Genomic DNA, 23,254 nt, shown 5'->3' on the forward strand with positions numbered 1-23,254 from the left:
ATGGCAAGACAAGCAATATTATTTATTGATAGAGATGGCACATTAGTCGCAGAGCCACCTGTAGACTATCAATTAGATACATTAGAAAAACTGGTCTTTGAACCAAATGTAATACCAGCCATGCTTAAGTTAAAAGCAGCTGGTTTCCAACTTGTAATGGTTACAAACCAAGATGGTTTAGGCACAGATAGCTTCCCTACCGCGGATTTTGAACTTGCTCATAACAAGATGATGGATATCTTCGCATCTCAAGGCGTTGTGTTTGATGACGTTTTAATTTGCCCACATTTTGAAGCCGACAATTGCAGCTGCCGTAAACCTAAATTAGGCATGGTAAAAGACTATTTACAACAAGGTAAAGTAGACTTCGAAAATTCATATGTTATTGGTGACAGAGCAACAGATATTCAGCTTGCCGACAATATGGGCATAAAAAGTTTCCAATATGGTCAGCCTGATATTAACTGGGACAGCATAGTTGAAGCATTAACGGTTAAAGCAAGAACCGCTAAAATTGAGCGCAACACCAGCGAAACTCAAATCACGGTTGAGGTAAATTTAGACAAACAAGCTAAAGCAGATATAGCAACAGGTGTTGGCTTTTTTGACCACATGCTAGATCAAATTTCAACCCACGGCGGCTTCTACATGAATATCAAAGTAGATGGTGATTTACATATAGACGATCATCACTCAGTAGAAGATACAGCACTTGCATTAGGCTTAGCGCTTAAACAAGCTTTAGGTAACAAACGTGGCATAGGTCGTTTTGGTTTTAGCTTACCTATGGACGAATGTTTAGCCCAGTGTTCGTTAGATATTTCTGGTCGCCCTTTCTGCAAATTTGAAGCTGATTTCACAACAGAAAAAGTCGGTGAAATGGCAACTGAAATGGTGCCTCATTTCTTCCGTTCTTTAGCTGATAGCATGTTAATTACCTTACACTTGTCTACAGATGGCGATAACGATCATCATAAAGTTGAAAGCTTATTTAAAGTATTTGGCCGAGCATTACGTCAAGCAATTAGAATTGAAGGCAACGAATTACCAAGCAGTAAAGGTGTTTTATAATGTCTGACTCGATTTCTAACACAGTTGATTGCGTTATCATAGATACCAGCTGTGCAAACTTATCGTCGCTAAAATTTGCGGTAGAAAGAGCTGGCTATGCAGTATCGGTAACAGATGATCCGGCAAAGATTAAAGCCGCCGATAAAGTATTTTTACCTGGCGTTGGTGCGGCTGGTGCGGCAATGAAAATTATCAACGACAAAGGCATTCCTGAAATCGTTAAAGAATTAACCCAACCCGTACTTGGCATATGTTTAGGTATGCAGTTAATGACTGAATTTTCAGCTGAAGGTAATGTCGACTGCTTAGGTTTAATACCTGGTCAAGTTAAACCAATTAAAGCGGATGGCTTACGTTTACCGCATATGGGCTGGAATACCTTAACTGAAATTTCAGATCATCCTTTATTTGCAGGTATCACTAAACAAGACTACTTTTATTTTGTTCATAGTCTATGTGTTGCGCCTTCTGAATACACACTTGCCACTTGTGAATATGGCCAAGCTTTTTCTGCTTCGCTACAAAATGGCAATTTTATGGGCGTACAATTTCACCCTGAACGTTCTGGTAAATCAGGCGCTCAAATTATTAAAAATTTCTTGGAGATGAAATCATGATCATCCCTGCTATCGATTTAATCGAAGGTAAAGTCGTTCGTTTATACCAAGGCGACTACAACCAAAAGACCGAATATAAATTAGACCCAGTTGAAGTATTAACAACTTACGCTAAAGGTGGCGCTAAATGGCTTCACATAGTTGATTTAACCGGTGCTAAAGATACAGATAAACGCCAAATCGAATTAATCAAAACTATGGTTGATACTGGTTTAATGCGTTTTCAAGCTGGCGGCGGTATTCGCCGTAAGCAAGAAGTAGAACAATTATTAGCTGCAGGTGTTGAGCGTGTTGTGATAGGTTCACTTGCCGTTAAACAACCTGAAGTTGTCAAAAACTGGATTGATACTTATGGCCCAGACGCGATTGTTTTAGCGCTTGATTTAAATATAGATGAAGACGGTAATAAGTTTATCGCAACACACGGCTGGCAAGAAAATTCAGGCGTGAAAATTGAAGACTTATTAGCTGATTATGCATCTGTTGGCCTAAAACACGTACTTTGTACTGATATTAGCCGCGACGGTACTTTAGCTGGCTCAAATGTGAGCTTATATGCAGAAGTCGTTAAAGAATATCCAAATATACACTGGCAATCGTCAGGCGGTATCGGCTCAATTGACGATATTAAAGCCTTAAAACCAACTGAAGTGAGCGGCGTGATTTTAGGCCGTGCTTTATTAGAAGGTAAATTTACCATTGAGGAGGCGATTGCATGCTGGCAAGACGCATAATCCCTTGTCTGGATGTAAAAGATGGTAAAGTCGTTAAAGGTGTTAAATTCCGTAATCACGAAATTATTGGCGATATAGTACCTTTAGCTGAAAAGTATTCAGAAATGGGCGCAGATGAGCTAGTTTTTTATGACATCACGGCATCAAGTGATAGCCGAGTGGTCGATAAAAGCTGGGTGTCTCGCATTGCCGAAAAAATTGATATTCCGTTTTGCGTCGCTGGTGGTATTAAAACAATTGAAGATGCACGCCTTATTTTAGAAATGGGTGCAGATAAAATTTCAATTAACTCCCCTGCACTAGCTAACCCAGGCTTAATTACAGAATTAAACCAACGTTTTGGCCAACAATGCATCGTGGTTGGTATCGATTCTTTTTACAATAAAGAAACGAACCAATACGAAGTTTACCAATTCACAGGTGATGAAAGCCGAACTCAAAAAACCAGCTGGACCACTTTTGACTGGATCAAAAAAGTTCAAGAGATGGGCGCTGGTGAAATCGTACTGAACTGTATGAATCAAGATGGTGTTCGCCAAGGTTACGATATTGAACAGCTTAAACAAGCTCGCTCTGTCTGTAATGTTCCTTTAATCGCCTCTGGTGGAGCTGGCGCAATAGAACACTTTGCTGATGTATTTCAACAAGCAGACGTTGATGGCGCATTAGCAGCCAGTGTTTTCCATAAAGCGGTTATTGCGATGGAAGAACTAAAACAAACTTTAATTAATGAAAATGTGGAGATTCGCCCGTGCTAATTACACTTGAAAACCTAGACCAATTAGCTTGGGAAAAAGGCGACGGCATGCTGCCGCTAATCGTGCAAAATGCATTTTCAGGCAAAGTACTAATGCAAGGCTTTGCTAACAAAGCAGCGTTAGAAAAAACGTTTGAATCAGGCTTAGTCACTTTTTACAGCCGCAGTAAAGACAGATTATGGACTAAAGGTGAAGAATCTGGCAACAGCTTGAACCTAGTTGAATTATCAACTGATTGTGATCGCGATAGCTTAATCGCTTTAGCGCAGCCAGTTGGACCAACTTGTCATACTGGAACTGAAACTTGTTGGGATACAGAAGCCCAGCCGCACTTAGCTTTTTTAAGTGACTTACAAGATGTCATTGCATCGCGTAAAGGTACAGATCCAGAATCAAGCTACACAGCTCATTTATATTCTCGTGGTGTAAAACGCATCTCACAAAAAGTGGGTGAAGAAGGCGTAGAAGTCGCGCTTGCTGCAACCTCTGGTGATAAAGATGAGTTAATTTGTGAATCAGCTGATTTACTATATCACTTAACCGTGTTGCTTCAATCTATGGATTTAAGCTTAACTGACGTAATAGATAAACTGAAAGAGCGACACGCTAAATAGCCAATTTGTTCTTTTTTTTAAAGGCTAACCTATGTTAGCCTTTTTTATTTGTTTCATTTTCTCATTATAATTTTAGAACCTTAACTCTGGATAAGAAATTAGCTAATTCCTTGAAGTTATAGATATTATTTAATTTTATTTCTTGAGAGGTATTTTTCTCGGAACAAGGTGAATTTGCAAGTAACAGCTAGCTATATTACTTTAAAATTCAACGCAGTTATCAGAAAAAAGGCCCTCAAGAAAGCCAGTTGTTATCCCTAGTTGAAGTTAAAAGGAAATAATATGTCTTCATTAAAAGACCAGTTTTTAAAAGCGGGTTTAGTTAATAAAAAACAAGCTAATAAGGCGAAGAAATCGAGTAAAAAATCTCGAACTCTAAAAAAAGAAGTCCAAGCAGCAGCTGAAGCAAAAAAATCAGAGCTGTTAGCTAAAGATCAACAAGCAAACGATGCGCTTAACCAACAAGCTAAAGAAAAAGCAATAGCGGCACAAATAAAGCAATTGATCCAAAGCCATACGATTGCACCAGCGGGTGAAATTGAATATAACTTTGAGTTTCAATCTAAAGTTAAAACTATTAGAGTTTCGCAGCAACAAAAAAATCAACTCGTTAATGGTCAGGTTGCAATTGCTGCAGTTAATGACACCTGCTCTATTATTCCAACTGCGATAGCAGAAAAAATAAACCAGAGAAACGAAGGTTATATAGTTTTATTAAATACACTTCAAGAAACTGAAGAAGATGATCCATACGCAGATTATCAAATACCAGATGATTTGATGTGGTAAAACCCTCGCTGAATTATAATATAATACCCAGTTTGATATTCAGCTTCAAAGGCTTGCAATGACAAGCCTTTTTATTAGCGGCTTAATAGACTGCTAATACTCCAGTAAAATTATTGAAGTCCATCCATCAAAGTAACCACTCTAACTAGACTCATCAATTTAGTAAATATGATGATAGCCACCTAATTCACGCCACCAGCCCATAAATTTATGTAATAAAACATAATTAACAGGAACTAATACAAGTGTAATAAACGGCGCTAGCAATATACCAAACCCAAGTGATACAGCCATAGGGACCAAAAACTCAGTTTGACTAGACTGATCTAAAATTATGGGTAACAAGCCTAAAAAAGTGGTCATTGAAGTTAATACAACAGGCCTAAAACGAGTAGATGTAACTTGTAAAACTGCCGCTTGGAGTTGTTGGCTTTTTTGATATTGTTTATTAATAAACTCAACTAATACTACAGCGTCATTTACTACCACCCCAACCAACGCCATGATACCCACAAAGCTCATCATAGTTAGGTTTAAAGACAACAGCCAATGCCCTCCCATAGAGCCTATCATGCTGAAAGGAATCACAGACATAACAATCAATGGCTGACTGTATGATTTAAAAGGGATCGCAATAATAGCGTAAATAACTATGCTTGCAGCTAAAATCCCCCACTTAAGTGAATCAAGTGTTTCACCTAATGCTTTGCTTTCACCCACTAAATTAATATCAACATTTGGAAAAATAATTTTTACTTCTTTAATAAAAGTTTCTAGATGTTTATTAAGCTCATTAATATCAACTTGGGGATTAGATAAATCAGCTGTGATATCTATGCTTCTTTGATGATTGTATCGATTAATAACCTCTGGACCCGATTCTATTTTAAAATCAGCTAATTGCGAGAAAGGGATAACTTTATTATCCGGTAGGTGGATTAAAAAGCGTTTTAAATGGACGATAGATTTACGTTCAGTTTCGGGTAAACGCAACATGACTTTAACCGTTTGATCGCCTCTTAACACTCGTTGGATCTCTATTCCATAGAATGCAGCTTTAACTTGTTGCGCCAAATCATTTCGAGAAAGCCCGAGCGTTTTCGCTAACGGTGTTAATTCCAATAATAAGGTTTTTTGTCCAAAAGTGTAATTATCTGAGATATCTTCGACATACTGAAAAGAAGACAATTTGTTTTTAATAATATTCGACACTTTTTCTAGTTCAACTAAATCCTGTCCTGTAACTCTAAAGTCAATTAATTGTTGCGCTTGCGCTGCTTGTGACTCGATAACGATACTTTCAACCCCAGGTAGTGCACCAATTTTAGCGCGCCATTTCTGTTCTAACTCTATACTACTGATATCTAATTCATGTAACTCTTCAGGGACTAAATCAAAACTAATTTGTCCGACTAAACCTTGCTGATTGTCTTGTATTCTTGCACCAGAGACGGAAACAATATTACGAATGATCGACTGGCCTTGCTCATCTAAATATTCATTTTGCAGCTGCTGGGCTTTTTGACTGATACTTAACACATGTTCATCTAACACGCTAAAATCTGTTCCGGCTGGCATCACAATAGTTCCCATTACCTTGTCACTTGAAATTTTTGGGAAAAACAAAAATTTATTTTCGCCAGTAAAAACAGCAGAGAAAGCGACTAAGAAAAAACCTATAAAAATGATTAAGCAACTATGGAGGTTTTTAATACACCACTGCAATGTTGGCTTGTAATATTTAGCGATACCTAATTCAAATGCTTGAGCAAACTTCTGCTGCAAACCAAGAAGAGAGTTAGATTTTTGCACTGGTCTTAACTTGACAAATTTTAAACGTGAAGGCAGCACCCATTTTGATTCGATTAAGCTCAGCAATAAGACAGGGATGACAACCGCTGGAATTTGAGATAACAGAGCACCATGTGCGCCATCAACAAAAAACAACGGCGTAAATGCGACGATACTGGTTAAGACCCCAAGCGTAACCGGTTGGGCAACTTCTTTAGTTCCTGCAACTGCAGCATGTAATCCAGTTTCAGCATGCTCAAGGTGAGTATAAACATTTTCACCTGTCACAATGGCATCATCAACGACCATGCCTAAAACTAATATAAAGCCAAACAAACTAATAATATTAATGCTGACACCTAAAATTGGCATCATTAAAAATGCACCCATAAAACTAATAGGTACACCAATAAAAACCCAAAATGCGACAGCTGGCCTTAAAAATAATGTCAGCATTAACAGTACAAGAATACCGCCATATACAGCACTAATCGCTAACCCTTCTAAACGTTTTTCTAAAACTTCAGCATGGTCAGCCCAGTAAGCAAGCTTAATATCACTATTCAATTCTGTTTGTTTATAAGCTAAATATTGCTTCACTATCCTAGCTAGCTGAGTCGCTTTTTGTTGCTTATTTTGTAAAACGTCAATAAAAATCGCCGGTTGGCCATTGAACCGAGTTTTAATTTCTTGGTAGGCCAGTGCATCTGTTATGTTTGCAATTTGACTCAGGGTAATTCGGCTACCATTTGACTGATGTTTTACCACCACATTTGAGAGCTGCTCTGCATTATAGGCTTGCCCTAACGATCGAATAATTACCACACCACCAGTTGTTAATATGTTACCTGCACTGATATCTTGAGCATTAGTATTAATTGCCTCTGCAATATCTTCAAGTTTAAGCTGATATCTTTGCAAAGCTTGATTAGAAACCTCAATCGCAATCTCATGTTCAGCTTGATTACGAATCACGACTTTCTTAAGTTTGGGTTGTAATATCAGCTCTTGCTTTATTTTTTCAGCCGCTTGCTGGATAACATACTCATCGGTTGAGCCATAAACCACTAAACTAATGACAGGTGAAAATTCATTGGTGAAACTGACTTCTGGATTATCTATTTCAGGGGGCAAGGTATTAATCGAATCAATTGTATTTTTAATTTTCATTAAAATTTCTTGAGCGTTTTGATCGTCTGCAACGCTCGCAAACACTCTAGCTAATCCCATTCTAGATTCACTAGAAACATCCTCGACCCCAGTTAATTCTCTAATCGCATTTTCAATATGTCGTGACACTTTGATTTCAACGTCACTTGCACTCGCGCTCGGGTATTTTATCGATACTTGTATTTGGTCTCGAGTTAATTGCGGAAAGACTTGCTGAGGTAAATTAAAAGCAAGTGACCAAGCACCAGCCAATACAATGACTATCATCAATAAATTGGCAGCGATATCATTCTTAGCAAACCAAGCTATCATAAGGCAGCTCTTTGGTTAAAGTTAATTTCAGCATAGAAAGGATTAACTAAGATACCTTCAGGAATCTGCCCGAGTGGCGTAATGACAAGTGAATCTCCCGTGATTAAACCTTGAGTAATAATAGCAAAATCTTCATTACGCCAAGCAAGAGTGATATCCCTTTTAATCAACTTATTATTCTCAACAAGATAAACAAACTTATTTTGATAGATGGCTTTATTCGGTATGACTGCCACCATTTTTAAGCGCCGGCCGCTAAATTCAGCTGTGACATATTGACCTATCTTCAACGCAGATTTACCTTTTTTAGCTTCACCAAACGGCTCTTTTATTTGAACGATAACATGCAACTGCTGACTGGCTTGGTCGATTTGGCCTTCGGTTCTTATCAGCTCCGCCGTCCACTCTTCTTTTTTGCCCAAATGAGAATATATATAAACTGGCGGGAATTCCTCATGGCTCGAATTAAGATCAATATCAGGTAAATCAATAAAATTTAAATCTTCATTTTTTAAGGGGAGTCGTATCTCTAGCGCATCAATAGAATATATCTCACCCAAGGTTTTATCAGCATTGACCACTTGGCCAATAGACACTGATTTTTTTAAAGTATGGCCATCATATGGTGCTAAGATATCTGTTCTGGATAAATTCAATTTCGCTTTTTGTAGTGCAGCTTGTGCAGATAGCAATTTAGCTTCAGCTGCGGCTAGTTGAGGTTTACGACTTACGAGCTGAGGTGCCGGTATATCATTATTTTCGTTCCAATCCAGTAAAGCTTGTTCCGCTCTTGCTTGCTCTTCTAGTAATTTTTGTTGAGCATCTAAATAACCAGCATTTGCAACCCTTACATCTGATCCATAATCTCGTTTATCGATAGAGACTAACAATTCACCTTTCTTAAAAAAACCGCCATTTCTAAAGTTCGGGCTTGTATAAATCACTTCCCCTTTAACATGAGTAGTTACTAATCCTTGAGTTCTTGCTTGGATTCGACCATACGACTCGATTTCAGGGACAAAATCTTGTAATTCAATTCTACTTACTTGAACATTAATTTTGGCTTTATCTGGAATAATTAAAGTCTCTTCTCGACCGTCAGTAAACCAATAAAGCGCAATAAACAAACTAAACAGGCTAATTAATACAAGTGGAAAACTGTCTTTCATACTAGGAACCTTTACTATTATTATTAGATGATTCTGGAGCTTGTGCTGAATCGAACCAGTCGCCACCAAGCGCTGAATATAAATTTAAATACTGAGTAATATGGTTAAATTTAGCTTTAATCAGTTTTATTTCATTATCGATTAAAGCATTTTGAGCATTAAGATAAGTTGCATAATTTCCTAACCCCTGATGATACCTGTTTTCTGCTAGTCTTAGAGCCTGTTGAGAATTTGCCCAGAGAATTTCAGCTGTATCTATTTCGTACTCGGTTAATTGCTTTTTACTTAAACTATTTTCAACTTGCAAAAATGCATTGTAAGCAGTTATTAGGTAGTTAAGCTCTACCTTATCCAACTCTATTTCTGCTGACTGTTGTGCTCTTTTATATCGGCCTGCTGCAAAAATAGGAGCAAAAACCTTAGCTTTCAAATTCCAAGTAATGTCTCCAAATTTAACCAGCTTAGATAACTCGTCACTAGACTCTTCTGTATCAAGCGTAAGTGAAAAACTAGGAAATCTATTTTTATATTGAATTGCAACATTAGTCTGTTGATTAAGTATATTTAACCAAGCTAGGCGTAAATCCGCTCTTTGTTCAAGTAATTGAGCAGGCAAAACCTTGGGTAGCTCAGGTAAGCTATCATCAAGCTTAAACTCAGATAAAATATCTTCATGTAATTGAGGGTAATCACCAAAAATAATAGAAATATTTCGATTTAACTGAGCGAGTTGGTTTTGTTCTTTTAATAAATTCGCTTCGGCTGAGCGATAGGCATTTCTTGCGCCATAAACAGCGGATAAATTGACTAAACCTCTTTTATACTGTTTTTCGAGACTATTCAGTTTTCTTGCAGCAATATCGACTTTTTCAAATAACAAATTTTGCAATTTAGTCGATTGAATCACTTGCAAATGGAGTTTAGAAAACTGCATGGCTAAATCGAACTGCTGGGATTGATAGCGAATAATATTTTGCCAATAGGTGAATTGTTTTTGTTTAACTTGATCGCCCAACTTTCCCCAAACATCGAGTGGCATCGCACTAGCAGCCCCCAGCTTAAGGTTAGTACGATCTTTATTGCGATGAAATTCAAAATTACTATTTAAGACAGGTAAATATTTTGAATTTTCACTTGTAAGGCTTAACTTTGATTGCTGTATACTGTAATACTGCTTGTTTAAGTTAATATTGCTCGTTATGGCTTGCTTAGTTAAGTGATGGAAATTCTGACCAAATAACGATTTAACCCAATTAAATTCTTCAATAAAATAAGCTTTGTCTTCATCTGAATCCCTAGCAATATCAGCTAAATCATTGGCTGATGCAGCTTGCCCCCAATTTTCAGGCAAGTTTAGCTTATCCAAAACTTCAGATTCATGCTTTAGGCTACAGCTTGTGCAAAAAAATAAGAGTCCTAATGCCTGAACCCCAACTTGAATAAATCTCATGATCAGATGGGAACCCCAAATTTGAAACTAAGAAAAACAACCAATTTAAACGGTTAAAAACAAAGATCTTTTTATTCGATTTATAAAATCTTATTTAATAATAGAATAAAATCAGCAAGTGTATCTATTTTCGGGTAAAATTCACTACCAAATTTTAAATTAGATTCAAATTTACGTTAAATGAACAAGACTGATAATATTTTTGCGACCGCTCAAGAAGAAGTAAAAGACTTTGTATTTGATGATAATGTCGCTGAAGTTTTTCCAGATATGATTAAACGTTCTGTGCCTGGCTACCAAACTATGATCTCAACCATAGGTCACCTCGCTCATGAGTACGCGCAGGATAACAGTCAAATATACGATTTGGGCTGTTCTTTAGGCGCCGCTACGCTGTCAATTAGACGTAAATTAACCGCAAAAAATTGCACTATTATCGCTGTTGATAACTCCCAAGCTATGGTTAATAGATGCCAACAACATCTGAATAACTATAAGAGTGAGATTAAAACTCAAGTTTTGTGCGACGACATTATGAACATCGATATTCAAGATGCCTCTATCGTGGTACTCAATTTTACCCTGCAATTTATCAGCCCGAGTCAAAGAGACACATTAATCAAAAATATCTACCAAGGCATGAAACCTGGTGGCATATTAATCATTTCTGAAAAGTTAGTTTTTGAACAAGCAAATATCCAAAGCGTTATAGATGAACTTCATCTCGATTTTAAGCGTGCTCAAGGTTACAGTGAATTAGAAATTAGCCAAAAAAGAGCATCAATTGAAAATGTTCTCATTCCAGATACTTTAGAGCAGCATTATAAGCGCTTTGAACAAGCTGGCTTTAATAAAATGAGTCAGTGGTATCAATGCTTTAATTTTTCTTCTTTAATCGCAATCAAGTAATTAAACATGTTTGAACAATTTTTTCGACGCATCCTAAATTCAGAGTTAGCTCACTGGATAGAAACCACCCCTATCCTATTAAAAAAATGGCAAAAAGAAGCCTTGCATGGTGATTACCATCAATGGCAAAAATCCTTAAAAAACTTGCCGGACGCTAAGCCTTCAAAACTAGCGTTAAAATCACAAGTTACAATAGGCCAACCGGATGACCTAGAAATTGGCCAACAAAAACGTCTTGAAAAATTACTACAAAACTTTAAGCCATGGCGCAAAGGTCCATACCAGCTGTTTCAAATAGATTTGAATACAGAATGGAGAAGTGATTGGAAATGGGACAGACTACTAGCCCATATTTCCCCTTTAAAAAACAGAACGGTGCTAGATGTAGGCTGTGGTAATGGCTACCACATGTGGCGCATGTTAGGTGAAGAAGCAAAACTTGTGATTGGTGCAGACCCAACTCAGCTATTTTTAGCTCAATTTGAAGTGATGCAAAAATATATCCAGTCGGAAAATGTTCACTTGTTACCTTTAGGCATTGAGCAATTACCAAAAAGTGATGGTTTTGATACCGTATTTTCAATGGGTGTTTTATACCATAGAAAATCGCCACTCGACTTTTTACAACAGTTAAAAGATCAACTCAAGCCTGGTGGCGAACTAGTCCTAGAAACTATAGTTATCGAAGGCGATGCAAATCAGGTATTAGTGCCGGGTGACAGATACGCTAAAATGCGCAATGTTTGGTTTATACCTAGCAGCCAAGCACTTTGCCATTGGTTAGAGCGAGTCGGTTTTAAAAACATTAGAGTAGTAGATGAAACAGTCACCTCACTTGATGAGCAAAGAAAAACGCCATGGATGGAAAACGAATCTTTAGCTGACTTTTTAGACCCAAATGACAGAAGTAAAACCATAGAGGGTTACCCTGCGCCAATACGTGCTGTTATTATTGCAAATAAATAAAACTATACATAAAACATAGGTTTGCTACACTCAAATAACAAAATTTGCTTTAGCTATTCAAGCTAGAAATATGAAAGCTAAACCATAAGCGAGTATACATTGGCTGGGTTTGGGTTATAAACATAACGTCTGTAGCTAATGGGAAAATAAACAAAATACAAACAGGAAGAAACCATGAATCAAGCTGAAATCACAAAATTAATGGAAGAGTCTTCTCAAGATGCGGTTCAATACATAAAAAGTGAATACGATGTTGAGCTCGATTTTAGCTTGGAAAGTATCTCATTAATCGATAAAGCCATACTATGGAGCATGGCAAAATTGAAAGATGAACAAGATAAAGAAAAATTTATTTTTGTCGTATGTAATATGTTTGGTGCCTACATAGGCGAAACTTTCAAAAAACATATCGGCGGCGAATGGCTTTACGATGAAACCGACCCTGAAGCACCAAGCGTTTATTTAGCTTTTAGCGGTAAAACCTACGCTTTTGCTGGTATCTGTTACGAAAAACTGATTAACGATGTAAATACCAGCGTTAAGAAGTACTTTGATTTAGCGATTAGTAATGTGACGCAGTAAGATATTTTACATTCGTTAAGAGAGTAGAACCATAAAAACACTACTCTCTTAAAACATTAAAAATGCAAACGAACTAAATTATCTGAGTGATCACTTAGCTCACTTAGAATCTCTTCAATGTGGTTAATCGGCGTAATCAGAACGGATGTATTTGGATAATCTTTTATTTCTTCGGCCGTAATAACTTTGATACCTTCGAAGACCTTAACGCCTTCAAACGACAGTTTTTTATCAATACAAGCTACAATCTTACCTTTTAGAATAGGTAAAACTAATTTAGAAATAGTACCAACTCCATACAAGATAAATTTATCTTCGCTAGAATAACTCTCTAGGCGATTAATTAAATTAACTACCATTGAATAATTACTTTGCTCAGGTAAAGTAGGTAAACTAAGAGTGTTTTTGCTGTCAGTAAACTCAATTATGCCATCGCATGGGTTAGAAATTAGTAAGAGTCCATTAGCTTTATTAACTTTGTAATCTAAAGTTGAATTTTTTCTGACATGCTCTATACATTTATCTATTTCTGCTTCGGTTTCATTGATATATAAAATGTAGCCATTAGGGTTAAGGGTATTTAAAAAATCGTTAAATAAATTAATGAAAGAATCTGTTTTTCGGCAAATAATTAAATTTGCTGACCATTGAGTATCAACTGAAACTTTCACATCTTTCCATGCTTGAGATGTCTTAGAGTTTATGACTCTTAAATAACCTCTATGCTTTATAAGGCTCGAGTATAATATGGCAGATAAGTTATGAGGCCCTGTAATATCATCGACAATATTCCATTCTTCAAGTACGTACAGTTCAGTATCTTTATAGAGAGAAGAAGCAAATAAGCCTGAAAAACCCGATAAACTATCAACATCAATTAAACAAGATAACCTATCATCTTTAAACAAAGTTGCTATTAACGCTGATGCTTTTGTTTCTGCATTAGACGTCGATATTCCTTTGTAATTGGTAGAGGACAATTCAAATTTAAACCTTTCAACTGCTTGAATCTCAGAATTACTAACTACTGCTATGCTCCGTTTTCTTGTTTCATCACTAGATAAAACCTCATTGCTGCACTTTTTACTACTTTTATAAACCTGATAATTATTGTCAATAGTTGCCCACTGCGCATCATTGCTAGTATATGCCTTTGGGATTTTATGATCAGGTTTAACTTTAATAGCATCAACCCTCCCGCCTGTTGGTTCATGCTCCATGTCATAGACTAATGCACCGCAAGAGTGTAAGTCATACCACTCATTTTTAAACATAAACCTTAGAGTTAGCTCAATATCATTCCAGCCCCAGCCATAATCTAACTTTTTATCTAAACCACCTATTTCACTTATTAAATTTTTATGGAACATTAGCAAACCAGCCCCACCATAAAGGAAACCGCCGTAGGCTGGGCTCTTTTCTAACTGCCATGATCTCATACGCAGATATCTTTCCCAACTGGAGATGTCTGGTTGGGTATTAACAAAAGAAGACGGTATTTTATAACGACCACAATTAAAATATTTATTGGAGGGCTCTGATATTAAGGACTTTTCATCCAGCACGTCAAATATCGCCCTAAACGTTGAAGATGGGATAATTGTATCCGCGCCACAAAATGCAACATACTCTGAATTTGACTTATCAAAAGCAAAATTAATTAAACTACATGCTGGTATGCCATTTTTACTTATATCAGTTGGTTCAAAGTGAAAAAATCGAGTTATAAGCTGAGCGTTTTCACTGAGATCCATCACTTGATGTAATGGACATTCACTTTTCCAGTCAGCAACAACAACTTCGCAAGCGTTTAAACAACCAATTTTTGATAATGAATGAGCAATAAAATTTATTGTTGTCGTGATTCTATACAAGAAATCTGGTGTATAGTTATCATTTCTTCCGAATAGACAAATTGACAATTTTTTCATAATTTATTGATTATCACTAAAAACAATATGAGTACCTCTTTGCTCAAAAGAAAATGGAACATGCAAAAATTTAGATAGGCTAGATTTCACTTTGGATTGCTTATTTGGTTCAACAAATAACAACATAAAACCACCAGCCCCAGCACCACATAGTTTTCCTCCAGTAGCGCCTGCAGCTATAGCTGCCTCATACATTTGATCAATTTCTGAATTAGAGATTTTATGAGTTAGTGACTTTTTTAGCATCCATGCTTCATGCAATAAGCAGCCAAATTCATTAATTGGGATACTAGAGTCATCTAAAATATTAATTGCATGTGTAACCATTTCCTTCATGGCGTTCAATTCAATGATTTTACTCGGTGTATTTTTTATCTGTTCAGCTGCCACAACAGATGAAATACGAGAAAAGCCTGTAAAAAACAACATTAAATGTCTTTCTAGCTCTTTTCTTCTTTCTCTTTTAATCGCAATTGGAGAGACAATAGGATGGCGATTTGAGCTAAATTTAATTTTATTAAGCCCACCATAAGCAGCTGCAGTCTGATCTTGAGAACCAACATTTTCTTTTAAGATTTTTTGTTCAATCTCAAGAGCATCTTGACATAATTCGCTCTTAGTGACATCTAAGCCTTTTAAAGCATAAAGTGAATGCAGTAAGCCAACGGTGAAAGATGAAGAAGAGCCTATACCGGACATTGCTGGGATATCGCTAGTGTGAACAATTTCGATACCATCTGTAATTTCAGCGTAATTCAGACACGCACGAACGGAAGGATGACTAATCTCGTCAATAGAATTAGTTTCCTCGCGTTTGGTATATCTTATTCGATATTTGTGATCAAAGAATGGTGGTAAATATCTTGCTGTAATATAACAATACTTATCAATTGTAGTGCTTAAAACCGTGCCGCCATGTTTGTCATAAAAAGCGGGGAAATCAGTTCCGCCACCAAAAAAAGAAATTCTAAAGGGTGTTCTGGTAATAATCATAACTGGCTTTTATACCACTCGATGGTTTCCTTTAACCCTTTTGTTATCGGCGTTTTCGCATCAAAGTTTAGTTTTTCTTTTGCTTTATCAACATTAATCAAACGTTTTGGGATCATAGTGGGCTTGGATTCGTCATAACTAACTTGAGTGTCTTCAAGTCCTTCTAGTTGGAGCAAAGTCGCCAGCAAGTCTCGCAAACAGTATCCCTGACCCGATGCTATGTTATAAATATCAAACATTTTTTCTGAATCTAGGGCTGCGAAAATTCCATCAACGACATCATCAACATAGATCAAATCTTTAATGTCCTTACCATCGCCCCACACTGACATTGGATTATGTTTTTCAACTACTCTACGAATAAACGCTGGTAAAACATGTGATGTTTCCCAGTCAAAATCATCATAAGGCCCATACATATTGCCTGGTCTAATAACAACGACTTGCATAGGATTAGCAATTTTCTCTGCATACATTCTGCAAATTTCTTCAGAAAAATATTTCATCGAAGCAACTGTATGATATTTATGAAAGTATTCACCAGTATGATCTGTCTCTTTCATCGGTAAATCAGATACAGGGTAGACAGTATTACTGCTAACGAATATAACTTTTTTGACACCTGCGGCATGAGCAGCTTCCAATAAATGGGCATTCAGTACCAAATTAGGGGTAAGTAAAGCTAATGGCTGCTTTTCAATTACCAAAGCGCCTGCTGTGTACGCAGCGCAGATAATTAGTATATCCATACCTTCACACGCTTTGGCACAATCTGACTGAACGGTTAAATCTGTATGCAACCATTCGATCTTCTGAGATTCAATTTGTGGCTTTGACTGATGCAAAGTTGCCCTGACATATGCTGATGTATCCAAAAGCCGTTTGATTAAATTAGTCCCTAAAAAACCAGCTCCACCAGCAACTAATACCTTTTTCCCATCAAACATTAAACTCTTCTCCCTAAATCATCTCTTTGCGAAAGAATTGGATTATCAATCGGCCACCAAATGTTAAATTTAGGATCATTCCATTTATATGTAAACTGGCCATTTGGATTATAATAAGTACTTTGTTTATAGTGGAAAATAGCTCTATCACTTAATACCAAATGTGCATTCCCGTGCTTTGGCGGAATGAGCACTTGTCTGGCGTTAGTTTCGGACAAATCAAATGCAACCCATTGACCAAATAACTCAGATTCAGTGTCACAGTTAACAACAACTAATCGGAAGCAGCCCTCTATACAACTAACTAATTTCCATGTTTCTGTATCACCATGAATTCCTCGAAGTACATGCTTTCTTGACATCGAAAAGTCGTCTTGCACAAAATCAATCGAGATCCCTTGTTTCTGGTATTCTTCTCGATTATAAGACTCCAAATAAGTCCCTCTGAAATCTTCAAAATAGTCCAACTCAATTAATTTAACATCCGGTAAAGCTGTCTCTAAAACTCTCATTATTTACCCTCAACAAAGTAATTTTGTTTGTTCTTATATTCTTCTCTATTTTGCATAAACCAGTTCCAAGTCTCTTGCAAGCCTTGAATTAAAGATGTTTTATGCTCGTAACCAACTAATTGTTTGGCTAAGGATACGTCCATTACTCGTTTAGGAAATCCACTTGGTTTACTAGTGTCAAACTCATAATTAAAATCAATAAAAGAATTTAACGATTCAACTAACTGCTTAATAGTATAACCTTCGCCACTACCCAAGTTGATAAAAGGATGCTCACCTGTTCCGTGAATCAAAGTTTGTAAAATCCCAACAGCTACATCTCTGCTATATGCAAAATCACGAATCGCTGATCCGTCTCCCCATACAACAACTGGATCTTCTTTATTCGCAATTCTATGCATTAAAGTTGGAATCACCATGGCATTTTTAGGATCAAAATTATCGCCTGGGCCATAAACATTGCAAGGGCGAACAACCGAATAACCGGACAACCCATATTGTTCTTTGTAGGCTTGGATTTGAAGTTCAGCGACTCGTTTGGCATGTCCAGGGTAAGTGTCCATAGGTTCACCCTCTGCGCCATTTGACTCTACAAATACTTCAGCACTTGAGTAAGCACCAATAGAACTGGTATAGACTAAGCGCTCAACGCCATTTCTGCGTGAAGCCTCTAATATATTCGTGTTAAACATAAGTAGCGGGACTAAAAAATTAGCCGGGTACCTTTTAGTTACTTCGATTGAACCTTTTATACCTGCCAAATGTAATACAAAGTCTTTATTTTTTGTGACATCAAGGCAGTTATTGATATCAGTAAGGTCACAATATAAGTGTTGCGCTCTTTCATCAACCACAACCTTGTCTAAAGATGCGATAGTAACATTTGCGCCAGCATCACATAACATATGCACAACTTCACGCCCGATTAAACCAGTACCTCCAGTAACTAGTACTTTTTTCTGATTAAATACTGCACAAAATTCAGAGTTCATCAACATTATTACCTTTATTTATTTTTTGGGTTGAGGCGTTGCTAATGTGTTAAACACATCGTGATAATCACAATTGCCTCGTCGTTTATCGACAAAGCCACCAATATGAATATTTGCTTTATCTGGTTCTTGATTGACCTGTTCTGCCAAATTTAAGACAGCTTGCTTGGCTGCGCCTGCATCTGTAAAAGATAACTCCTTAATAAGTCTAACAAAAGCTAATTGCTTATCCTTCACTTCTTTTAAAAGCCAAGTTTTCTGAGCAAGTTCTAATGCAAAATCAAAATAGCCCAACAAGAGCGCACAACAAGTTAAAACTTGATTAGCTCTATCGTTAGATGACTGCTCATTTTTACCAATTAAAGGATCTTTAAAAAATACAGCGTCAGCATAAAACATTCTTTCTTTGCTGATATAACTTAATTTATCCAACTGCCGCTGCGAACGATTAAATGAGGAACTTAAACCATAAAAACTGAAACCAAATTCACGAAGTAGAAGTTCAACCTCAGAAAAAAGTTTTTGTCCTTTATAAAGTTCAGCAAATGCCACCTCCACAACGACTGCAACGGTTCGCTCTGTTAGCATTTTCTGAGCCCCTTGCAAAATTTCGTATTCAGTGCCTTGCGTGTCTAATTTGATAAATTCACCTAGATTAGCTAACTCAGAATATTTATTGGATAAAACATCATCTAAAGCATGAGTCTTTAATTCCAAACGACCTATCTCCCGCCACTTTTCCATATTGTACCTGTCGGTAATATCCAAATTAGGCGGTAACAAAGAATGGTTAGTGGCTGCAGATAAAAGGTGTAATTCAGCTATTTTTTCTTTCTCAGCCAAAGCTGATGCTTCTAGATAAAACTCAGCCCACGGCTCAGTAACTTCTCTCAGGCTCAACAACCGTTCACATTCAGCTTCGTCCGGTTCAAACGCTAGAACAGAGGTATACTTTGCTATTGGCTCCAATAATTCATGAGCACCACCTCTGGCACCTACGTCTATAAAACCTAAAGGAGATCTTGAAAAAATGTCTGCTAAACCACACTCAGAAAATAGTGGGTTAAATGCCAGTTGGTTAATGTTATTCATGCGCTATTCTCGTCAGTTATACCTGTGATAAATCTATCTCTTCTCTTTTTGCATCTCTTCCTGGACGAAATGAGCAACCAGAACGAATGTATGTATTTAATAGTACATGCCGCCACAAATTATCAGATTCATTGTTGTTAGATGCGTGAACAATACAAGCATGTATAAACAAAACTGCTCCTTTAGGAATAGAGACAGATATAGGCTGGTAAGTATCAGGAACAACACATAGCATTTTGTACGCATTAGGATCTTGTGCAGTGTTTGTTACTAGTAGGGACTCTTCTACCGGTAGCATGCCTTCTTTATGGGAACCTGGATAAACAATTAATCCACCATTTTCAGACGAAGTATCTTCAAGAGCCAACCATGCTGATGCAAAAGCATCGTTGTTTGCCTGAACAAAATAATTATCTTGATGAGGAGTAAACCCCATAGTCCCGGGCTGCATATAAAAAAATTGACTTTGCAAACCAGATACATTGCCTTGCAATAATGATTGCATAATGGCAACAACTTTGGAGTTTTTCATATACTTTAAAAACAAACTATTTTCTCTATGTGGCATCATAACCGGCTTGTATTCATGATCCATAGCAGTCGAAAGCGTTGAACCTAAGGCAATTATTTCTTCACATTCGCTCTCAGTATAAACATCATACTCAATATGAAAGCCTAGCTCATTGTATTGCTTGACAGCAGCATCTTTATCAGAAAAAAAAGAAAGTTTTTTGTACATATAAATTATCCGTTTTGATTCTAGCGAGCACCTGAGAGCGATAAATTTGTGCCACTAACATAAGAAGATTGCTCCGATAACAACCATAAAACTGATTCAGCTACTTCAGATGAAAAACAAGGACGTCCCATTGGAAATCTATCTGAATTGATATACTGGTTAGATTCATTGGAACTAACTACCATAGCAGGACTCACATTATTTACTCGAATGTTAAATTCAGCTAACTCTCGTGCAATACTTTTGCTATAGGCTGCCAAAGCACTTTTAGCAGCGACATAATGCGCCAATCTATAGCCGCCTGTCTCTATGGCATAGCTGGTTACATTAACAATTGAACCACCTTTTTCTTTCATATGAGTTATTGCCAACTGGATGCAATCAACAGCTGAATAAAAGTTAACTTTCATTGCCTGTTCAATTAATGCCGAGTCACTCTCAAACACGGAAAAACGTCCACAATCTGCGCCTGCATTGTTTACCAAACCGACCAATTGAATCTGTTTGCATTTTAACTCTTCAAATAAATTTTGTACTGAAGCACTTTGTGTTAAATCGGCGTAGACAGCCACAGCGGATAAACCTACGGATTCTATGCCTGCAACAAGTTGCTGTGCCAATTCTTGCTGTTTATGAAAATGAACCACAATTGCATAACCAGATTTAGCTAACTTGTTGCAAATTGCTTTTCCAATTAAACCTGTGGCACCAGTAACAAGTACCCATTTATCTGCCATAAAAACTCATTATCTTATTAGTAGTACCTGTTCATACTTAAAAAATAGAGATATTTTCCTATTATGCTAAGCCTAACAAAGTACCATTCTATCCTGCTTAAAACACATCCAATGATTTTGAACAATATCTTGAATATCACCATGATACCGATACCAGTTCTGCGTGAAATTACACAGAAAATCATCAATCCAAGTGTCGCTCGTTTCTAATTTCTTATTTTTAAATCTTTCAACTAATCGATGAATTGTATCAATAAACTCTAAAGCTGACTTCACTTCACCTGTCGGCTGATTTATAGTGTGACGCAAAAAGAAGTGGCTTATCTCTAATGTTTTAATCGCCATATATTGATTATAAGTAATGGATTGATCGCCAAGTATCTGTGGCGTCAAAAGATTTAAATATAACTCCCTTTCAGAAGTATCAACAATAGAGAGATTTGCTGCATCTAACAGCAATTCGATAGCACAATCTACGAGACCATGTAATTCAAATATGGCTATCGCTTTTAATAATCTAGTTTTATGCCACTTAGTTGGCTCAGATTTAATCTGCCTAGCAACATCTTTTATAAATAGTGACTGACCCCAGACTAGCTGACCAGTACCTTGATTGTGAGTGTGTAAAGATTCCGGCAAAACTTTTTTTGGATACTTATGTAACTCCATGTCATATAACTCAAACCCTAAGTCTTTCATTAAAGTAATTGTTTTGCCTAAATCAGCTTGCCTCTCATGCACTGATGCTATCCATGTTTCAACATTACATGCAATGATTTCATCCCTTAAAATGCGAAGCGCCCCACTAATAACTTCAAACTCACCGCCTTCAACATCAATCTTAATATAATCCATTTGCTTAGATTGCTTGGATTTCCATTCATCAAGAGTTATCGTTTGTACACTAAATTCACTTACGGGTTCAAGTGTACCTTTGAACTGATAACGATAAATCTGTTCCAGATCAGCTTTTAACAACCCCGATGAAGCAATGTTTCTGGCTATTGTTAAACTTTTAATTCCTTTCGAACTCCATATAGCACAGGGATAACATTTTCGATTAGAAGATTTTAAAGCTTGATTGATTTGTTTACATTCTTCTTTATCTGGTTCAAAACCGGAAATAGCGCAATTATCTCCAAACTTTTCCCAATGAGTTTCAAAGCCCGACCTAGCACCAATATCAATAACTTGAATAGGAGTATTAATTAATAAGTTATTATCTATCAGATATTGGCAAAAAGCAGGGATAGTTTCTATCGTTTCAATAGACATTATAACTTAACCAATTATCCCATAAGGCGTATGCAATGGAACTTGTTTAAATACCGTATTTTGTTGGCCATTCAAACACATTATAAACGGGAATAAATTCCAAACTGTTTTCAACTCCTGCGGATCATTTGAACATTCAATGGATGAATATTGTTCTGGCCTAGGGTGCATAACAAAACATTTTTCATATAAATGATGGAGCTTACTTGTCAGTTCAGTATTCATCCAGTGCTTTGAAAAGTTTTCAGAATAAAATACACCATTTAAATTTCGTTGAATTAAATCTAGATAAAAAGCAACTTGCTGCTGAGACATCTCTTGAAAAGATAATAAATTGACATATAAATCTACTGATTCAAGTACCTTTAATATCTCACTCATATAATTAGGAATAAAAATATAATCATAGTTTTTATAACTACGTTTAAATTCATCTAGATCAAATGACTCAGCGTCATAAATCCATAGTTTTTTATCTGGATTGTTGATCCTAATAAAATTAATGCTCCAGAATAAAATTTCAGGTAGATCGACAATTATATATGTTCCTTTGTTTAAAATGGCTGAAGCTATTTGATGTGCAACACCCCCATACCCTGCTCCAATTTCAACTGTAACAGGGTGAGATATTTCGTTCTCTAGGTGTTCAAAAACATTTGAGTTATATAAATTTGTAATACATCTCTGATACCTCAAGACATCATTTGAAATTAATTTATTGTTATATCTAACACCAAGATTATTTATCGCCGACTTATTACAAGGTTCTTCGATTGCATATTTTTCGGGCAGACCATTGGTAAGCTCTTCATAACGCTGGATGAGAGGAAGTTCATTTTTAAGCCGTTCTGAATTCCATTGTCTGTATGGTTGATGCGCATGCTGGAACCAGGCGACACCAGTGATAAAACCAGTATGCATCCTAATATAATCCAAACTTTCCTCAGACAAATCAAAAACGAAATTAAGATGTTTTATTGCATCTAACCAAACTTCAGAAGGGTAAAAAAGCGTATCAACAAACTTAAGTTCACGCTCTGCTATCATTATTTTTATTAGCTTATGTATTTCCAAAAACATACTCTTTCCTGTCCCATCACCGGA

At 36.6% G+C, this 23,254-nt stretch carries 22 protein-coding genes; 9 read left to right on the forward strand and 13 right to left on the reverse strand.

What is annotated here, in order from left to right; genetic code table 11:
* From hisB to XM47_RS03340, 6 genes are all read left to right on the forward strand, one after another.
* Positions 1-1,071 carry a bifunctional histidinol-phosphatase/imidazoleglycerol-phosphate dehydratase HisB gene (gene hisB, locus XM47_RS03315; protein WP_048689619.1) on the forward strand — a complete coding sequence of 357 codons (1,071 nt, stop codon included), beginning with the start codon at positions 1-3 and terminating at the stop codon, positions 1,069-1,071.
* A complete protein-coding gene (gene hisH, locus XM47_RS03320; RefSeq protein WP_048689621.1) occupies positions 1,071-1,688 on the forward strand; it encodes an imidazole glycerol phosphate synthase subunit HisH in 618 nt (205 codons plus the stop codon). The genes hisB and hisH overlap by 1 nt, the downstream gene beginning before the upstream one ends.
* On the forward strand, positions 1,685-2,422 hold the full coding sequence (gene hisA / locus XM47_RS03325; RefSeq protein WP_048689624.1) for a 1-(5-phosphoribosyl)-5-[(5-phosphoribosylamino)methylideneamino]imidazole-4-carboxamide isomerase: 738 nt from the start codon (positions 1,685-1,687) through the stop codon (positions 2,420-2,422). Before hisH ends, hisA begins: the two co-directional genes overlap by 4 nt.
* Complete coding sequence (gene hisF / locus XM47_RS03330) at positions 2,404-3,180, forward strand: imidazole glycerol phosphate synthase subunit HisF (RefSeq protein ID WP_048689627.1); 777 nt, start codon at positions 2,404-2,406, stop codon at positions 3,178-3,180. Before hisA ends, hisF begins: the two co-directional genes overlap by 19 nt.
* Complete coding sequence (gene hisIE / locus XM47_RS03335) at positions 3,174-3,794, forward strand: bifunctional phosphoribosyl-AMP cyclohydrolase/phosphoribosyl-ATP diphosphatase HisIE (protein WP_048689628.1); 621 nt, start codon at positions 3,174-3,176, stop codon at positions 3,792-3,794. The genes hisF and hisIE overlap by 7 nt, the downstream gene beginning before the upstream one ends.
* A gap of 282 nt (positions 3,795-4,076) precedes the next feature.
* Positions 4,077-4,583, forward strand: a complete 507-nt coding sequence (locus tag XM47_RS03340) for a DUF2058 domain-containing protein (protein WP_048689631.1) — start codon at positions 4,077-4,079, stop codon at positions 4,581-4,583.
* A gap of 159 nt (positions 4,584-4,742) precedes the next feature.
* Here the strand turns inward: XM47_RS03340 and XM47_RS03345 are convergent, their stop codons facing one another.
* From XM47_RS03345 to XM47_RS03355, 3 genes are read right to left on the reverse strand one after another with little or no spacing between them, the layout of a single operon-like run.
* A complete protein-coding gene (locus XM47_RS03345; protein WP_048689635.1) occupies positions 4,743-7,856 on the reverse strand; it encodes an efflux RND transporter permease subunit in 3,114 nt (1,037 codons plus the stop codon).
* Complete coding sequence (locus XM47_RS03350) at positions 7,853-9,025, reverse strand: efflux RND transporter periplasmic adaptor subunit (RefSeq protein ID WP_048689637.1); 1,173 nt, start codon at positions 9,023-9,025, stop codon at positions 7,853-7,855. Before XM47_RS03350 ends, XM47_RS03345 begins: the two co-directional genes overlap by 4 nt.
* 1 nt (position 9,026) lies before the next feature.
* Positions 9,027-10,475: a TolC family protein gene (locus XM47_RS03355; protein WP_048689639.1), complete on the reverse strand. Its 1,449-nt coding sequence runs from the start codon at positions 10,473-10,475 to the stop codon at positions 9,027-9,029.
* 180 nt (positions 10,476-10,655) lie between these two features.
* Here XM47_RS03355 and cmoA point away from each other — a divergent pair, with 180 nt between their 5' ends.
* From cmoA to XM47_RS03370, 3 genes are all read left to right on the forward strand, one after another.
* Positions 10,656-11,384 carry a carboxy-S-adenosyl-L-methionine synthase CmoA gene (gene cmoA / locus XM47_RS03360; RefSeq protein ID WP_048689641.1) on the forward strand — a complete coding sequence of 243 codons (729 nt, stop codon included), beginning with the start codon at positions 10,656-10,658 and terminating at the stop codon, positions 11,382-11,384.
* Positions 11,385-11,390: 6 nt separating this feature from the next.
* Positions 11,391-12,350 (forward strand): tRNA 5-methoxyuridine(34)/uridine 5-oxyacetic acid(34) synthase CmoB, encoded by a 960-nt coding sequence (cmoB, locus tag XM47_RS03365; RefSeq protein ID WP_048689644.1) that lies wholly within the window; start codon positions 11,391-11,393, stop codon positions 12,348-12,350.
* Between the two features lie 174 nt (positions 12,351-12,524).
* A complete protein-coding gene (locus tag XM47_RS03370; RefSeq protein WP_048689646.1) occupies positions 12,525-12,932 on the forward strand; it encodes a hypothetical protein in 408 nt (135 codons plus the stop codon).
* A 56-nt stretch (positions 12,933-12,988) separates the two neighbouring features.
* On the opposite strand, the gene XM47_RS03375 is transcribed toward XM47_RS03370, so the two are convergent.
* The 10 genes from XM47_RS03375 to XM47_RS03420 form a co-directional block, all read right to left on the reverse strand.
* Positions 12,989-14,863 carry a hypothetical protein gene (locus XM47_RS03375; RefSeq protein WP_048689648.1) on the reverse strand — a complete coding sequence of 625 codons (1,875 nt, stop codon included), beginning with the start codon at positions 14,861-14,863 and terminating at the stop codon, positions 12,989-12,991.
* A 3-nt stretch (positions 14,864-14,866) separates the two neighbouring features.
* Positions 14,867-15,856 carry a GHMP family kinase ATP-binding protein gene (locus tag XM47_RS03380; RefSeq protein ID WP_048689650.1) on the reverse strand — a complete coding sequence of 330 codons (990 nt, stop codon included), beginning with the start codon at positions 15,854-15,856 and terminating at the stop codon, positions 14,867-14,869.
* Entirely contained in the window at positions 15,853-16,803 is a 951-nt protein-coding gene (locus XM47_RS03385; protein ID WP_048689653.1) for an NAD-dependent epimerase/dehydratase family protein, read from the reverse strand. The genes XM47_RS03380 and XM47_RS03385 overlap by 4 nt, the downstream gene beginning before the upstream one ends.
* Complete coding sequence (locus tag XM47_RS03390) at positions 16,803-17,315, reverse strand: dTDP-4-dehydrorhamnose 3,5-epimerase family protein (RefSeq protein WP_048689656.1); 513 nt, start codon at positions 17,313-17,315, stop codon at positions 16,803-16,805. The genes XM47_RS03385 and XM47_RS03390 overlap by 1 nt, the downstream gene beginning before the upstream one ends.
* Positions 17,315-18,307 (reverse strand): NAD-dependent epimerase/dehydratase family protein, encoded by a 993-nt coding sequence (locus tag XM47_RS03395; protein ID WP_048689659.1) that lies wholly within the window; start codon positions 18,305-18,307, stop codon positions 17,315-17,317. Before XM47_RS03395 ends, XM47_RS03390 begins: the two co-directional genes overlap by 1 nt.
* An 18-nt stretch (positions 18,308-18,325) precedes the next feature.
* On the reverse strand, positions 18,326-19,399 hold the full coding sequence (locus tag XM47_RS03400) for an FkbM family methyltransferase (protein WP_048689662.1): 1,074 nt from the start codon (positions 19,397-19,399) through the stop codon (positions 18,326-18,328).
* Positions 19,400-19,415: 16 nt separating this feature from the next.
* Positions 19,416-20,138 (reverse strand): phytanoyl-CoA dioxygenase family protein, encoded by a 723-nt coding sequence (locus XM47_RS03405; protein WP_048689666.1) that lies wholly within the window; start codon positions 20,136-20,138, stop codon positions 19,416-19,418.
* 20 nt (positions 20,139-20,158) lie between these two features.
* Positions 20,159-20,875: an SDR family NAD(P)-dependent oxidoreductase gene (locus XM47_RS03410; protein WP_048689669.1), complete on the reverse strand. Its 717-nt coding sequence runs from the start codon at positions 20,873-20,875 to the stop codon at positions 20,159-20,161.
* 72 nt (positions 20,876-20,947) lie between these two features.
* Positions 20,948-22,150 carry an FkbM family methyltransferase gene (locus XM47_RS03415; RefSeq protein WP_048689671.1) on the reverse strand — a complete coding sequence of 401 codons (1,203 nt, stop codon included), beginning with the start codon at positions 22,148-22,150 and terminating at the stop codon, positions 20,948-20,950.
* A gap of 6 nt (positions 22,151-22,156) precedes the next feature.
* A complete protein-coding gene (locus XM47_RS03420; RefSeq protein ID WP_172656496.1) occupies positions 22,157-23,230 on the reverse strand; it encodes a putative sugar O-methyltransferase in 1,074 nt (357 codons plus the stop codon).
* Between the last annotated feature and the right edge of the window lie 24 nt (positions 23,231-23,254).

The sequence above is a fragment of the Catenovulum maritimum genome, from assembly GCF_001050375.1.
Taxonomy (GTDB): Bacteria; Pseudomonadota; Gammaproteobacteria; order Enterobacterales; family Alteromonadaceae; genus Catenovulum; species Catenovulum maritimum.